This is a genomic window from Emticicia sp. MM, from assembly GCF_001649495.1.
In genome coordinates, this window is the sequence record NZ_LXHX01000097.1 from 28575 (window position 1) to 44109 (window position 15535).

The following is a 15535-nucleotide window of genomic DNA, read 5'->3' on the forward strand; positions in this document are numbered from 1 at the left end:
AATAAAAAAGGTCGGAATTTACAATTCCGACCTTTTCAAGGTTATAAAAAGGAGTAAATTACTCTTCCCAAGCCCAGTCAATGCGATGTTTCATATCTTTGATTGACATGCCGTTGGCTTTAAAATAGCTTCTGATTTCGTCAACTTTATCGTATTGTTGAGCGGCTTTGTATTCTCGGTAAAGATTTAACATACCATTCAGAACTGCGTCTGAGTTTTCAGATTTTTCTTCTTTCAAACCTAAAATTCCTTCAATAAAAAGCACAAACTTTTCTTTTAGCTCATTGAAAGTTTCTTCACCAATAGCGGCAGGTTGCAACTGGTTCATGTAAATCATGTTTACATATTTCAGCAAGTTAAATAATTGAGCAATCGCAACTGCAGTATTCAAATCATCGTTCATGGCATCATAAAAAGCCACGATTGATTTTTCGATATCTTGTTTTTTCTTTTCGTCAATGGCAACTTCAACTGGCTCGAAAGTAAGCGTTTTTGCTATTCTGAGTCCATTTGTCAATCTTCTGAAGCCTTTTTGTGCTGCTTTTAGGGCATCGTTCGAGAAATCAAGCGTACTTCTGTATTGCGATTGTAGCATAAAGAAACGCACCGTCATTGGGCTGTATGGTTGTTCGAGCAAAGCATGGCTTCCCGCAAAAAGCTCGGCTGGAAGAAACGAGTTTCCCAAAGATTTCGACATCTTTTGTCCGTTTACTGTAAGCATATTCGAGTGCATCCAGTATCTTACTGGCTCTTTGCCCGTGATTCCTACACCCTGTGCAATTTCACATTCGTGGTGCGGGAATTTTAAATCCATGCCACCACCATGAATATCGAAAGTAGCTCCTAAATACTTGCTACTCATGCAAGTACATTCTAAGTGCCAACCTGGAAAACCCATTCCCCAAGGACTTTGCCATTGCATGATGTGTTCAGGACTTGCTTTTTTCCAGATGGCAAAATCAAGCGGATTGCGTTTTTCGGCTTGTCCGTCCAACTCACGTGTTTCATTCAAGAGGTCTTCCAAGATTCTACCCGAAAGTTTGCCGTATTCGTGTCCGCCTTCGTTGTATTTATTAATATCAAAATAAACAGAACCGTTCGATTCGTAAGCTAAACCTTTTTCTATCAAGGTTTTAACGGCCTCAATTTGTTCGATTAAGTGACCAGTAGCAGTCGGCTCGATGCTTGGAGGTAGGAAGTTGAATTGCTCCAAAACTGTGTGAAAATCGTTGGTATAACGTTGCACAATTTCCATTGGTTCGAGCTTTTCGAGCTTCGCCATTTTGCCGATTTTATCTTCACCTTCGTCGCCGTCACCTACTAAGTGACCAACATCGGTGATATTGCGAACATAACGCACTTTGTAGCCAATGTGTGTGAGATAACGGTAAAGTACATCAAAGGTCATAAACGTGCGGACATTACCTAAGTGAACATTATTGTAAACCGTTGGCCCACAAACGTACATACCTACGTGGTTGGGCGTGATAGACTGAAATTCTTCTTTTTGACGAGAAAGCGTATTATAAATTTTTAGATTTTGCATAGAAAAATCAATGATGAATTATTGAGTGAAAGAATGATTGAATGTTATCACCATCCTTTATGAAAGTCTTTGTGTTAGAAATAAGGAGAAATGAACTATCTGATTATAAATAGTTAGCAGAAACAGCAGCAACAACATCGAAAAGCAGAGGTATGAGACATTTCTTGGGCTTTTTTTACAAAATTACAGAACATAAACCAAAACATAGCAGGATTTATAAGATTTTTAGATTAGTGAGATTTATCACTTGATTTTTTGCGATTAAAGACCTTACTTTAAGGTTATTAACTCAATACTAAAACCTTGCCATGTCTTCAAACCTCGAACCATCAAACGAACAAAAACTTCAAAAAAGCTTAACTCCTACCCTTCTCTGGGGCTTAGGCGTTGGCTATGTTATTTCTGGAATGTATTTTGGTTGGAATCTTGGCCTCGAAAAGGGCGGTACTTTTGGAATGGCTATTGCAACTTTCTTTGTAATTATTCTGTATATTACTTTTTCATTGAGTTATGCCGAATTGGCCTGTGCGATTCCGCAAGCGGGTGGAGCTTTCGATTATGCAAACCGTGCTTTGGGAAAAAAATGGGGATTTTTGGCTGGAATGGCTCAAAATATTGAGTTTTTGTTTGCTCCACCAGCCATTGCGGTTGGAATTGGGGCTTATTTCAATGCCGTTTTTCCGCAGCTTTCTATTTTAGGTGTGGCCATTGGAGCATATTTGGTTTTTACTTTACTGAATATTCTCGGCACAAAACTCGCCTCGGCATTTGAGTTGGTCATCACGGTTTTGGCGGTTTTGGGTTTGATTATTTTTTGGTATTTTACTTTTCCTAAATTTGAAGTAAAAAACCTATTAACCAATAATTTGCCGAATGGTTGGAGTGGAGCTTTTGCGGCTTTGCCGTTTGCGATTTGGTTTTTTCTGGGAATTGAAGGTTTGGCAAATGTGGCCGAAGAATCGAATAATCCACAAAAAGACATTACGTGGGGATTTGGCTCGGCAATGGCAACTTTGGTGGTTTTGTGCGTGCTAACTTTTATTACGGCAGTTGGAATAAACGGCTGGGAATCAATTGTTTATAAAGCTGACGGAAGCGTAACTGACTCGCCTTTACCGATGGCTATGAGCAAAATCATGAGCGATACGAGCGGGGTTTATCAACTCATTGTGGGTATTGGTACTTGCGGACTCATTGCGTCGTTTCACGGCTTAGTTTTGGCGGCTGGACGAGCAACTTTTGAATTTGGTAGAGTAGGAAATGCTCCAAAATTTATGGGTAATGTTCATTCAAAATTTAAAACGCCAGCCAACGCTTTGCTCTTGAATATGGTTTTTGGAATTGTGGCACTTTTGAGCAATTCAACGGCCGATATTATCATTCTTTCAGCTTTTGGTGCTTTGACGATGTATATTTTTTCGATGGTTTCGTTATTGGTTTTACGCAGAAAAGAGCCAAATCTTAAACGCCCTTTCCTTGTGCCGCTTTATCCAATTTCGCCAATAATTGCTTTAATTATCGCTTCGGTGGCTTTGGTAGCTATGATTATTTATAATTTCAATCTTTCGCTGGTTTTCTTCGGAATTTTGATTGGCAGTTTTATCATTGCAAAAATGCTTAAAACTGATTGGGAATAACCAGTTTTAAGCAAGAATAAAAAGCTATTTTCGTAGTTGATAAAACTTCATTGGAGCATTATTGATGCCGCAGAGCAGTTTGTCGCCCGCAAAAGCTATGTTTTTAACATCGCCACGAAGATTTAAACCCGATTTTGATTGCGATACGAACTCGAAAATCCCTTTTCCTTTATTGACGAAAACCTGTCCGTGATTGGCATCTAAATTACCGATTCTTACTCGCATTTTTGAATTATTACCTGCTAAAAACAAATCGGGTAATTTATCGTTGTTGATGTCTTTTAGGCTGATAGCATTCACCATCGAAAACTGAGCTTGAACAGGAAGTTTCATAAAACTCAATTCTCCGCCTTGATTCAGCAAAACACCTGAAGCCAGTTCATGGATTTTGTTAGTGAAAGAATCTTTTTCATCTAAAAAAGTCAGAATATCGCTCGTTTGGGCTTCTGAAAAGGATTGATAGTTGGTATATTTTTTTCGGACATTAGGCAATTGAGCCGCCAATTCATCTAAACTGTAAGCTGGGTGGCTTTTACCTTGAATGTAATAAGACATTATCGGGTCAATGAGGCCGTTGCCATCAAAATCCTTTACGGTTAGCGTGAAAGGCTCGCTTACTGAAGCTTTATACTGTGAATTTAGCCCCAGATTTCCCAAAACAAGGTCTTGGTCACCATCTTGGTCGAGGTCAGCAGCTTCGATGCTTTGCCAAAAACCATTGAGATTTGGCAATTCTTTTTTCTGAAAATCCCCTTTTTGATTCATCAAAAGCGTTATGGGCATCCACTCGCCAACTAAGGCAATATCCTTTAGTCCATCTTTATTTATATCAATTGCTACGGCATCGGTTACAATACCCAATTTGGTGAAAATTTCGTTTGGAACTTCTTTAAAAACACCTTTTTCGTTCAGTAAAAACGAACAAGGATTATACGCAGGATAATTATGCGGAACTACGTAACCCGTCAGAAACAAGTCTAAATCTCCATCATTATCGGCATCAAACGGCACGACTTTACTTTTTGAATTACGAATAGGTGGAAGTCTGTCTTCTGACTTTGTAAAATTTCCTTTGCCATCATTCAGATAGAGGCGGTCTTGGAGCAGAAAATCATCCACTAAATATTCATATCCCCCACTGACCACGTAGAGGTCTTTGTCGCCATCTTGGTCGGCATCAAAAAAAGCGGCATCGGCATCTGTACAAAGTTCGTTTTGTTTGAAATCGGCTTGTTCTTTTTCGCTGAAAGTCCCCGCTTTATCTTGCAGAAGTATTTTTCCTTTGAAACCTTTTCCACCACCTAAAAATACATCTTCCAATTTATCACCATTGACATCGCCAACCGCCAAAGCAGGGCCTTGATACGAGTACATTTGTGGTAAAAGTACTTGTCGACTGAAATCATTTAGCGGCATTTGTCCGTGACTAAAAGCTACGTTTTGAAATTCATCAAAGTACTTATTTGGCTCAATGCTTGGTTGAAACTCTACGCCTTTTTGATAATTTATTGTGCAGATTTTATTAACCGCAAGGTTAGTAATAAGTTGCGTAGAATTATCATTCCAAACGATTCGGACGCTATCAATTTTCTGGTTTTTGCCTAAACCGAAGTGGAGCGGAGCAACTACACTACTCTGAAAACCACGAAGATTCGAGGCTTCGATGTATTGTTTCAATCCTCCCGAATAAGCGTATATTTTTGTACCTTCTATGCTCTGGTTATTCTTTTTTAAGCTAATCGAAACAAAATTTTGTGGGTCGTTTTCTTGTTGTAGGTTTTTATAAATACTCGCCTCTTCGTTCATGTTATTGACAATCAGTTCGAGGTCGCCATCATTATCTAAATCAGCATAAATTGCTCCGTGAGAATTGACAGGGTGTTCGATTCCCCAATCTTTGGTCAGATTTGAGAATGTTAAATCGCCATTATTCTTGAAAATATAGTTTGAGTTGAGCGAAGAAGGCATCTCTTTGATAATTTCTAAGAGGCTTTTTTCACCGCTATTTTTTTGGTCAGCATAATACTTCATGAAATCCATGTTGGTATAATCACGCAGATAACCGTTGGTCACGAATAAATCTTTGTAGCCATCATTATCATAATCGGCAAAGAGAGCCGACCAGCTCCAATCTGTATTGGAAACACCCGATACCTGCCCAATTTCGCTAAAAGTGCCATCACCATTGTTCATTTGAAGCATATTTCGCATGATTTCGGGGTGAAAACCATTTTTTAGCATTGACAAATACGCCTCATAATTATCGGGGCCAAAGAGGAGTTTTTGACGTTTATTATCTTCGGGAAGCATATCAAGTGTGAAAATGTCGGGCAGTAAATCATTATTGAAGTCGGCCACGTCATTTCCCATCGAATAATAACTCGTGTGGTCGGTCATTTGGGAGATGTTATCGCTAAATGTTCCGTTCTTGTTATTAATATATAAATAATCAGATTCTATGTAGTCGTTGGAAACATAAATATCTGGCCAATTGTCATTGTTGAGGTCAGCAATGTGAAGTCCCAAACCAAAACCAATCGGATTTCCTTTAATTCCTGCTTCAACCGAAGCATCAATAAATTTCCCGCCTTCATTTTTGAGTAATTTATCGCCCGCCAGTGAGTCTCGCATGGCATGAACCGCCTGCACATCGAAGCGGTTAAAATCTTTTACATTATGATTCATGACGTAGGCATCTAAATCGCCATCTTTGTCGTAATCAAAAAATGCTGTTTGTGTGGTATAGCCGTTGCAATCAAGGCCAAATTCGGCCGCTTTTTCTGTAAATGTTAAGTTTTTATTATTGATATAAAGCTTATTTTTTCGGAGAGCGGCATTATCAATATTTCCCGAAACCGATATATAAATATCATTCCAGCCATCGTTGTTGATATCAACCACCGAAACACCCGTTTTCCATTCTCCATTATAGCTAATTCCTGCCGCTTCGGTTATATCTTCAAACTTTAAAGACTCCCCGCCTTTGTTGATATACAGTTTATCGCTCGCAAGATTTGCCGTAAAATACAAATCAAGCAAACCATCATTATTAAAGTCAGCCGCTGCAACGCCCCCTCCATTATAGAAATATTCGTATTCAAGTACATTGAGAGTTTCACTTTCTTCTATTTTATTAATGAAAGTTACACCCGTTTTGGACGAGCTAAGTTTATCGAATTTCTTATTTTTTGAAGAGCAAGAAGCAAAAAGAAGTGTACTAAAAACAATAAGAGATTGTATGAAAATTGATGAATGACGATTCATGGTTTTGCTCGAAAAACAATGGGTTAGGAACTAAACAAAAGAAACGGAGCAAATATAGCTCCGTTTCTACTAACTTCTATATGAAACAAATCTACTTATTTATCCCACCAAACTCTTGCAGTGAACGTATCTCCACCATTGATAGCTGCTACCGCAGTTTTATAATTCTCTGGATTGTAAGATGGTTCCGATGATTTATAAGGAATTCTTCTCGGAATTGTTCCGTTCGAGAATCCGTTTGGATATACAACTGGAGTCAAGGCAGGATAGCCCGAACGACGCCAGTTAGTCCAGTTTTCAATAAAATTGAATGTAATACCAGTTGCTACCCAAATCTGCTCGTTGATTTGCTTGATAGAAGCATCAGTTGAACTAACGTTTAATGGGTTTTTAACTAAGTAAGCATCCATTGCCGCTACTGCTTTTGCAATAGCTGCATCTGAGCCTGCAGTTGAGTTAAACTGTGCTAATGAAGCAGCAGCAGCTTTCACCCCATTTTTGTAGTGGTCTGCCGCAGATGTTGCACCTACATTCCAACCTTTCACTTTTGCTTCAGCCAAAAGTAATTCTGTTTCAGCGTAAGTCATCACGAAGTTTACACCACTTCTATCAATAAAAACAGAAGTGCGTGGACGTGAGTACTTTCCAACACGAGCTACATCAGCACCTGTACCAGAAGCACCAGGATATTGTGGATGTTTGGCAATATCTGTATTGCCACCACTCAAATCATAACCATTTGGAAGACCAATTTGGATAGACTCAGTGTTATCGCCTGCCAATGCTTGGTTGGTGTTGTTTGCATACCCTGCTTGTGCTACTTCAGCAATTGCACCCAGACGAGGGTCAGCAGTTGCTTTTAAATAATCAATGAAAGTTTTGCTCCAACGAACCTCACGGTAATCGTCAGGTACTCTCAAAGCTCCACTTGTGTTGTTTCCGTTGGTAGCATTATCAGTCAAAACTTTAGCGTTGTCGTCGATACTTGCAAAAACACCACCTGCAAAAGCCTTTTCAGCCCAAGTTTTAGCGGCAGCGGCATCAACTTTCGATAAACGCATCGCCAAACGCAACATCAATGAATAACCAAATTTTTTCCATTTTACAATATCACCACCGTACATTAAATCAGCACTTGGTTTTACCTTAGATGTGCTAAGAGCAGTAATTGCGGCATCTAATTCGGTCAACATTCCAGGATAAATGCTTGATTGTGTATCGTATTTTGGTAAAGTGATTCCTTCTTTTGCTTTCAAAGCCTCAGAATATGGAACATCACCATAGCAATCAGTAATACGAGCCATGCAAAGCACTTTCATGATTGTGCCAACATTATAAAGATTCGACATTTCTGGCTTATCTTTTACCAAATTCATCATCTCGTAAGATAATGAAGCGGCACGATAGGTCTCTTCGTGTACACGCCCTTGGTACGCTACAAAGCTACCTGATGGAACATACTTATCTCCGTTTCCGTAATATGAGAATGTAGAGGCCAAAACTTGTGTCCACATACTTTGAAATAGTAGCTGTGAATAGCCAGTATTTCCGTATTCAAATTGCGACTGAGACAAAAGGTAGTTAGGGTTGAAAACTGCCGCACTTGTGCGGTTCGGGTCAGTATTTATTTCTTCAAAGTTATCAGTACATGAAGAGAAAAATACGGTCAGAATTAATATATATCCTATTTTTTTCATTTTAAGCCTAATTTTAGAATTTAACATTTAGGTTCAAGCCATACGTGCGAGTCGATGGTAAACTGTTTCCTTCGATACCTGCATAATTAAGAACTGGTGAGAAACCAGCCTCTGGGTCGATGTTGTCCGTGCGTCTTAACAACGTGAGGAGATTTCTTGCCACCAACGAAAGCTCAACCGATTTGATAGGTGTTTTGCCTAAAAATTTAGGATTCAAAGAGTATCCGAGCGTAACTTGACGAAGCTTGATGAAACTTCCATCCATTACGTTCAATGCTGAAATTCTACGTGCCAAGTTTTGGTAGTAAGTTTGAGCTGGTACATTTACTGTGTTTGTTGCACCGTCTTTTGTTACCCCAGCAGCTACTACACCAGTTTCACGACCCTCAAGAGTCATTTGGTTCAAACCACGGAAGATTGTATAATAGTTTGTAGCCGAAAGCACTTTATTACCAAAACGATAGTCTAACAAGAATGATAGGTTAAAGTTTTTGTAGCTAACTTCGTTATTGAAACCACCATAGAACTTAGGTAAAACCGAACCCATTGGCTTACGAGCTGATGCTTCGGGAATACCAGTTGCGTCAACTACAATTCTTCCTTGTGCATCATACACGTAGTCATTAGCCATGATTTGTGGACCAGGTAAGCCTTTAATCAAAGCAGTGTTAGCGTTTAATGGGCGGTAAGTTCCTAAACCTAATTGTTGGTCAGCCGAGCCAGAACCATTGATTTCAACGATTTTGTTTTTAATCCAAGTAAAGTTGAATGAGGTTGTCCATTTCAAACCGCCCGTTTCAATAGGCACACCCATTACTAAAGCTTCTAAACCTGAGTTTTGAGTTGAACCAGTACCGATTTGTTGGTTACTGAAACCTGTTGCTTCTGATAATGAACCATTGATGATTTCGTTTTTAGTTTTACGGTTGAAGTAAGCTAAATCGAGACCTAAACGGTTTTTGTAGAATTTCAATTCTGTACCAACTTCAAATTCTGAAAGCGTATATGGTTTCAAGAATAAGTTTGGTAGTGTACTGCTAAACGACCCCGTTGTGATGCCTTGAATGGCACCTCCTACACTGTAATACTGAGATGTACTGTACGGGCTTGCTGGTTCACCGCTTACTACTGCATACGAAGCTCTGAATTTACCGTAGCTTAATTTTGAAGAATTAACGAGTTCTGTAAAATCATAGCTCAACGAAACCGATGGTGTAAAGATTCCGTAGTTGTCTTTTGGTAAAGTTGAGAACGCATCATAACGGCCAGTTGTCGATAAAATTAATTGATTTTTGAAATTAAAATCGAGCGAGTAGAATGCCGAATTTGCTTGTCTTTCATTATAGCCATAGTCACGGTTGAATGATAAAACGTTGTATGGGCTATAGAAGAATGGAATCACGAACGGCCCACCACCTACACGAAGCATATCGTATTTGTTTTTACGAATAGCCGCACCCGCAATTGCATCAATTGAGAAATCATCTACAACTTTGAAACTACCACCCAAGATCGCCTCTGCATTTAATTCAGAAGTTGTCGATTTCGATAAATCATCTAATCCACCTTTTTGTCCATTTGAATAAGCTGTACCAGTTGGTGTTACTTTAAATGTTCCATCATTCAATAAGTCATAACCTAAACGTACTTGTCCGTAGATATTTTTTGTAATATCATATTTAGCTGTGATAGCCGAAAGAATACGCTTACGTTTTACGTCATTTCTATAACGATTTACTACAAACCAAGGGTTAGTTACGTAAATATCATCGTTATACTGAATTTCATTACCATTTTCGGTGCTTGCATCATAGCCAGGCATCAAGATAGACTGGTCAACGTTGGTTGCCAAGAAGTTTACGTTATTGGCATTCATTGGACCATCGCTCAATTGTGGTTTGTTGGTGTTTTTCTCATCAACATAATTCACCATCAAATCTACTTTGAGCTTCTGACCAAATTTCTGCGAACCGTTAAAGTTGAATGTCTTACGGTCAAGGCCACTATTACGAAGAATAGAGTTGTTATCAAGGTTTGCAAGTGATAAACGGAAGTTTCCTGTTTCATTACCGCTGGCAATAGCCAAAGAATTGGTAATCGAAGAACCCGTACGATAGAAATTGCTAATATTGTTTTTTACAGCAGAATATGGGTAGTTTTTACCATCAAATTGGATAGTTGAAGAACCATCTAATTTTGAACCCCAGCTCAACATTCCGCTATTCAATGCACTAACTGTGTTGGTTGGTTTTTGTCCATTTAAACCTTGACCATATACATACTGATAGTCTGTAAAGTTAATTGCTTGTTCGGCAGCAGTATTAAGGTTATAATCAACCGACATTTTGCCTTTTTTACCAGATTTAGTTGTAATCAAAATTACACCGTTAGCAGCTCTCGCACCATAAAGTGCTGATGCCGAAGCACCTTTCAAAACCGACATACTTTCGATATCATCAGGGTTTAGGTTTGAGATACCATCACCGTTATCTGCACCACCCCACTCACCTGCACTACCTCTTTGTGTATTGTCAATCGGCACACCATTTAATACAATCAGAGGAGAACTCGCCGTGAAACTTGCCATACCTCTCAATAAAATTCTTGCCGAAGATCCCGAACCACCATTCGTACCAGAAATATTCAAACCAGCAACACGACCAGCCATTGAATAAGCTACGTTTGTTTCACGTGCTTTAGTCATTTGGTCGCCACTTACAGTTGTTACGGCGTAACCAACTTTACGAGCTTCTTTCGAGATACCCAAAGCCGTTACAACAACTTCATTCAAAGCACCTGCTTCAGGAGTTAAACTTACATTGATAACACTTGAATTTCCAACAGTTACGTTGCTTGGAGCAAATCCGATATAACTAAAAGTTAGTACACTTCCTTGAGCTGCCTCAATTGTGTATTCACCTTTGTCATCAGAAATTGTTCCTTTTGTAGAACCCTTTACGGATACGTTGACACCATAAAGTGCAGAACCTCCATCATCGGTTACTTTTCCTTTAATTTTCATGTTTTGGGCAAAACCCGCAAACGCTGAAAGAGAAAAGATGAAGGCATAAAAAAACTGTCGTAATGTTTTCTTCATACTTTTACTTAGGTTAATAAATTAAAATAAAATTTTGTTTTAAAACTCTTCGATAAATGTATTAACACCTCAATAATTTTTTATTAATTTTTGATTAACGGGTAAATGTTTAGTTAATGTTAAATTGTGTGTTTTTTTGAAAAAACGGCATTAAATAGAACAAAAACAAGGAAAAATTAAACAAAAACGTGTTTTTAAATTTTTTTAATAAATGTGTTTCTGTGATTATTTTTTTTATAATTACACATTAAATAGTCTTTTATATAAAGGTTGAATAAAATTACTAACATAAATTTTAACTGATTATCAACGCTATGATACTAAAAATTCTTTTTAAATGATTACACTATTTTGTAGTTTCTCATAGCCATTTATCCTTATAAAATCCACAAAATTTACACTATAAAATCTATGTAAATTGTCACTAAGAAATACGCTTTTTAACTGCTTTATCAATATTCTTAAATATTTCCATTTTACTACTTCACATTGAATTTCTATAAGTCTTAGATGTAAGCTTAATTATAATCCAATCAATTTTAAAAAGATAATATTTTTCATTTTATAGATTTTGCCAACCCTCGTATTAAAACCCCAAATTTATCCAATACTTTTTTGCCTCATTTCTAACATATTCTGCCCTATCTTTTGAGTATCAGCTATTTTGTCTAATTTTGCACCGAGTTTTCAATTAACAAGAAACATTTTATGGCACAATACGACGTTGTTATACTTGGAAGTGGGCCGGGCGGCTATGTAGCTGCTATTCGTGCATCACAATTAGGCTTGAAAACAGCCATCATCGAAAAAGAAAATTTAGGTGGTATTTGCCTCAACTGGGGTTGTATTCCAACAAAAGCGTTGTTAAAATCGGCTCAAGTATTTGAGTACATCAAGCACGCAAAAGATTATGGTATCCAAGTGAGTGAGGCTCATGCAGATTTTGGTGCAGTTATCAAGCGTTCACGCAGCGTTGCCGAAGGCATGAGCAAAGGTGTAACTTTCTTGATGAAGAAAAATAAAATTGACGTAATCAATGGTTACGGAAAAGTAAAAACGGGCAAAAAAGTAGAGGTTACTGATGCAGAAGGTAAAAAAATTGACGTAGAAGGAAAGCACATCATCATTGCAACGGGTGCAAGAGCAAGACAATTACCAAACGTGCCGCTTGATGGTGAGAAAGTAATTGAATACCGCAAAGCAATGAGCCTCGAAAAACAACCAGCTTCGATGTTGGTGATGGGTTCGGGAGCAATCGGTGTTGAGTTTGCATATGTATATGCAAGTATGGGTACGAAAGTAACTATCGTAGAGTTTATGCCAAACATCGTTCCTGTAGAAGACGAAGACATATCGAAAGAATTGGCAAAAATCTATAAGAAATTGGGTATTGAAATCTACACAAGCTCAAGCGTAGAAAAAGTAGATACTTCGGGAAGTGGGTGTGTATCAACTGTTAAGACTCCAACAGGCGAAATCAAAATCGAAACTGATGTTGTATTATCAGCAGCGGGTATCGTAGCAAATATCGAAAACATTGGTTTGGAAGATGTAGGTATTGCTACTGATAGAGGCAAGATTTTGGTAAATGGTTTTGCCGAGACAAATATCCCAGGATATTATGCTATCGGTGATGTAACTCCAGGACAAGCATTGGCTCACGTAGCATCGGCCGAAGGTATTATTTGTGTCGAGAAAATTGCGGGACACCACCCACAGCCACTTGACTACAAAAATATCCCAGGTTGTACATACTGCTCGCCAGAAATTGCTTCGGTTGGTTACACTGAAAAAGCTGCTAAAGAAGCAGGTTACGAAGTAAAAGTTGGTAAATTTCCATTCTCAGCATCGGGTAAAGCAAAAGCTGGTGGCGTATCAGAAGGTTTCGTAAAAGTGATTTTCGATGCTAAATACGGCGAATGGTTAGGTTGTCACATGATTGGTAATAACGTAACTGAAATGATTGCCGAGGCCGTTGTAGCTCGTAAACTCGAAACAACAGGTATGGAAATCATCAAGTCGGTTCACCCACACCCAACCATGTCAGAAGCCATCATGGAAGCGGCTGCCGCTGCTTATGGTGAGGTTATTCACTTGTAAGATGTTTAATGGTGAATGATAAATATTTAATTATCAAAGCCTGGCAATAATTAAAAAACGGTCGTAAGATTAATTCTTACGACCGTTTTTGTATGAATAATTTAACATTCACCATCAAACATTAATCATTATTTCAAAACTTCCATCTAACAAACGCTTCCATCGCTTCGTATTCTGCCAAGCCAAGTTTGTTATATAGTTGAGCCGTTCCACGGTTACGCTCTTCGGCACGTTGCCAAAACTCACGAGCATCTGTTCCTTGGAACACCACACCGTCTTTTTGAGACTGATGCTTAAAGATACCCATACGTTTTTGTAAAACTTGGTCAGGCGACATCGGTACTGCCATTTCGATTTCGTGAATATCCCACTCTGCCCAAGCACCACGATACAACCAAACCCAACAATCTTTCATAAAGTTTTTGTGTTTGAGTTGCTCAACTGCCGCAAAAATAGCATCTAAACATACTTTGTGCGTGCCGTGTGGGTCAGCTAAGTCGCCAGCAGCATATACTTGATGAGGTTTAATTGATTCTATTAAATCGGCAACTATCGCTACATCATCTGCTCCCAGCGGTTTTTTCTCGATACGCCCAGTTTCGTAGAAAGGCATATCCATGAAGTGAACATTTTCTTCTGGAATACCCACAAAACGGCAAGTGGCTTTTGCTTCACCTCTACGAATCAAACCTTTTACATATCTTACGCCATCAGTATCAACATCGCTATCTTTTTTATTCTTCAAAAATTCTTTTGCATCAGCAAAGAGTTGTTGCGTTTCTTTGTTTTCGATGCCAAATTTATCATTAAAATCAACTACGAAATCAATAAAACGAATGGCTTCATCATCTGCTACGGCGATATTTCCCGAAGTTTGATAACCAATGTGTACGTCGTGTCCTTGGTCAACCAAACGTTGGAAAGTGCCTCCCATTGAGATGATATCATCATCAGGGTGTGGACTGAATATAATTACACGTTTTTTAGTAGGTAAAGCCCTTTCTGGACGATTGGTGTCATCAGCATTAGGCTTTCCACCTGGCCAGCCCGAAATACTGTGCTGTAATTGATTAAAGACATCAATATTTATCTCATAAGCTTGTCCGTGGCGAGCCAATAGGTCACTTAATCCATTATCGTTATAATCTTTATTTGTTAATTTTAAGATTGGCTTACCGAGCGTCAGGGCCAAGTTTGTAACGGCTTTTTTGACCATTTTGCTTGACCATTCAACGTCTTCCACAACCCATGGTGTACGCATACGAGTAAGCTCGTGAGCGGCACGTTCGTCAATGACAAACATGGCATTTGGGTGTGTCTGTAAGTATGATGCTGGAATTGTCTCGGTTACACGACCTTCAACTGCTTCGGCAATTACTGGTGCTTTTCTTTCACCCCAAGCCAATAAGACTACTCTTTTGGCACTCAAGATTTTCGCAACTCCCATTGTAATGGCCTTCTTTGGCACTTTTACCAAGCTACCACCAAAATCAGAAGCGGCAGCTACACGAGTTGAGTGGTCGAGCATCATCAAGCGAGTGCGTGAATTTACTAACGACCCTGGCTCATTAAAACCAATGTGTCCATTTGCACCAATACCTAATAATTGAAAGTCTAAACCACCAACGGCATCTATTTTACGCTCATATTCTTCGCTAAAATCTTTTACTTTGCTTGCAGGAACTGTTCCGTCTGGAATAAAATAATTCTCTTTTGGAATGTCCACATGGTCGAAGAGTTGTTCCTTCATAAATCTGACATAACTCTGCAAAGAGTCTGGTTCCATCGGGAAATACTCATCTAAGTTAAAAGAAACCACATTTTTAAAGCTCAAACCTTCTTCACGGTGCATTCGGATTAACTCCGCATAAACCGATTTTGGAGAAGAACCCGTAGCAAGACCTAAAATACAATTGCGGTTTTGGCGTTGGCGTTCTCTGATTAATTCGGCGATTTCGTGAGCCACGGCATTCGATGCTTCCTTTGAATCTTTAAAAATCTTGGTTGGAATCTTTTCGTAGGCAATAGGGTCAGTTGTAATAAGCTGTTGCTCCATTATTGTCGTAGTTTTAGGTTTTATTCGCTAAAATAAAAATATTTCACAAAGGTAAAAATTATTTATTTTAGTACACCATAATTAAAGCTGAAAGATATAATATTTTATCATAATTTAATTTATTAAAAAATATTTTTT

Annotated in this window: 7 protein-coding genes; 2 read left to right on the forward strand and 5 right to left on the reverse strand. The window is 38.6% G+C overall.

Annotated elements, in window-relative coordinates:
- Positions 1-58 precede the first annotated feature (58 nt).
- Entirely contained in the window at positions 59-1546 is a 1488-nt protein-coding gene (gene cysS / locus A6M55_RS11830; protein WP_064197797.1) for a cysteine--tRNA ligase, read from the reverse strand.
- Between the two features lie 308 nt (positions 1547-1854).
- On the opposite strand from cysS, the gene eat reads away from it, so the two are divergent.
- Positions 1855-3183, forward strand: a complete 1329-nt coding sequence (gene eat / locus A6M55_RS11835; protein WP_064197798.1) for an ethanolamine permease — start codon at positions 1855-1857, stop codon at positions 3181-3183.
- A 24-nt stretch (positions 3184-3207) separates the two neighbouring features.
- On the opposite strand, the gene A6M55_RS11840 is transcribed toward eat, so the two are convergent.
- From A6M55_RS11840 to A6M55_RS11850, 3 genes are all read right to left on the reverse strand, one after another.
- A complete protein-coding gene (locus A6M55_RS11840) occupies positions 3208-6447 on the reverse strand; it encodes a VCBS repeat-containing protein (protein WP_064197799.1) in 3240 nt (1079 codons plus the stop codon).
- Positions 6448-6542: 95 nt separating this feature from the next.
- The gene (locus tag A6M55_RS11845; protein ID WP_064197815.1) at positions 6543-8144 is read right to left on the reverse strand and encodes a SusD/RagB family nutrient-binding outer membrane lipoprotein; all 1602 of its coding nucleotides are present in this window, start codon (positions 8142-8144) and stop codon (positions 6543-6545) included.
- A 13-nt stretch (positions 8145-8157) separates the two neighbouring features.
- A complete protein-coding gene (locus A6M55_RS11850) occupies positions 8158-11241 on the reverse strand; it encodes a SusC/RagA family TonB-linked outer membrane protein (RefSeq protein WP_064197800.1) in 3084 nt (1027 codons plus the stop codon).
- 708 nt (positions 11242-11949) lie between these two features.
- On the opposite strand from A6M55_RS11850, the gene lpdA reads away from it, so the two are divergent.
- Positions 11950-13341 carry a dihydrolipoyl dehydrogenase gene (lpdA, locus tag A6M55_RS11855; protein ID WP_064197801.1) on the forward strand — a complete coding sequence of 464 codons (1392 nt, stop codon included), beginning with the start codon at positions 11950-11952 and terminating at the stop codon, positions 13339-13341.
- Positions 13342-13474: 133 nt separating this feature from the next.
- On the opposite strand, the gene nagB is transcribed toward lpdA, so the two are convergent.
- On the reverse strand, positions 13475-15397 hold the full coding sequence (nagB, locus tag A6M55_RS11860) for a glucosamine-6-phosphate deaminase (RefSeq protein WP_064197802.1): 1923 nt from the start codon (positions 15395-15397) through the stop codon (positions 13475-13477).
- Between the last annotated feature and the right edge of the window lie 138 nt (positions 15398-15535).

Bases quoted from the DNA above. Each gene is read 5' to 3' on its own strand.
- cysS (WP_064197797.1), bottom strand. From the start codon at position 1,546: ATGCAAAATCTAAAAATTTATAATACGCTTTCTCGTCAAAAAGAAGAA.
- eat (WP_064197798.1), top strand. From the start codon at position 1,855: ATGTCTTCAAACCTCGAACCATCAAACGAACAAAAACTTCAAAAAAGC.
- A6M55_RS11840 (WP_064197799.1), bottom strand. From the start codon at position 6,447: ATGAATCGTCATTCATCAATTTTCATACAATCTCTTATTGTTTTTAGT.
- A6M55_RS11845 (WP_064197815.1), bottom strand. From the start codon at position 8,144: ATGAAAAAAATAGGATATATATTAATTCTGACCGTATTTTTCTCTTCA.
- A6M55_RS11850 (WP_064197800.1), bottom strand. From the start codon at position 11,241: ATGAAGAAAACATTACGACAGTTTTTTTATGCCTTCATCTTTTCTCTT.
- lpdA (WP_064197801.1), top strand. From the start codon at position 11,950: ATGGCACAATACGACGTTGTTATACTTGGAAGTGGGCCGGGCGGCTAT.
- nagB (WP_064197802.1), bottom strand. From the start codon at position 15,397: ATGGAGCAACAGCTTATTACAACTGACCCTATTGCCTACGAAAAGATT.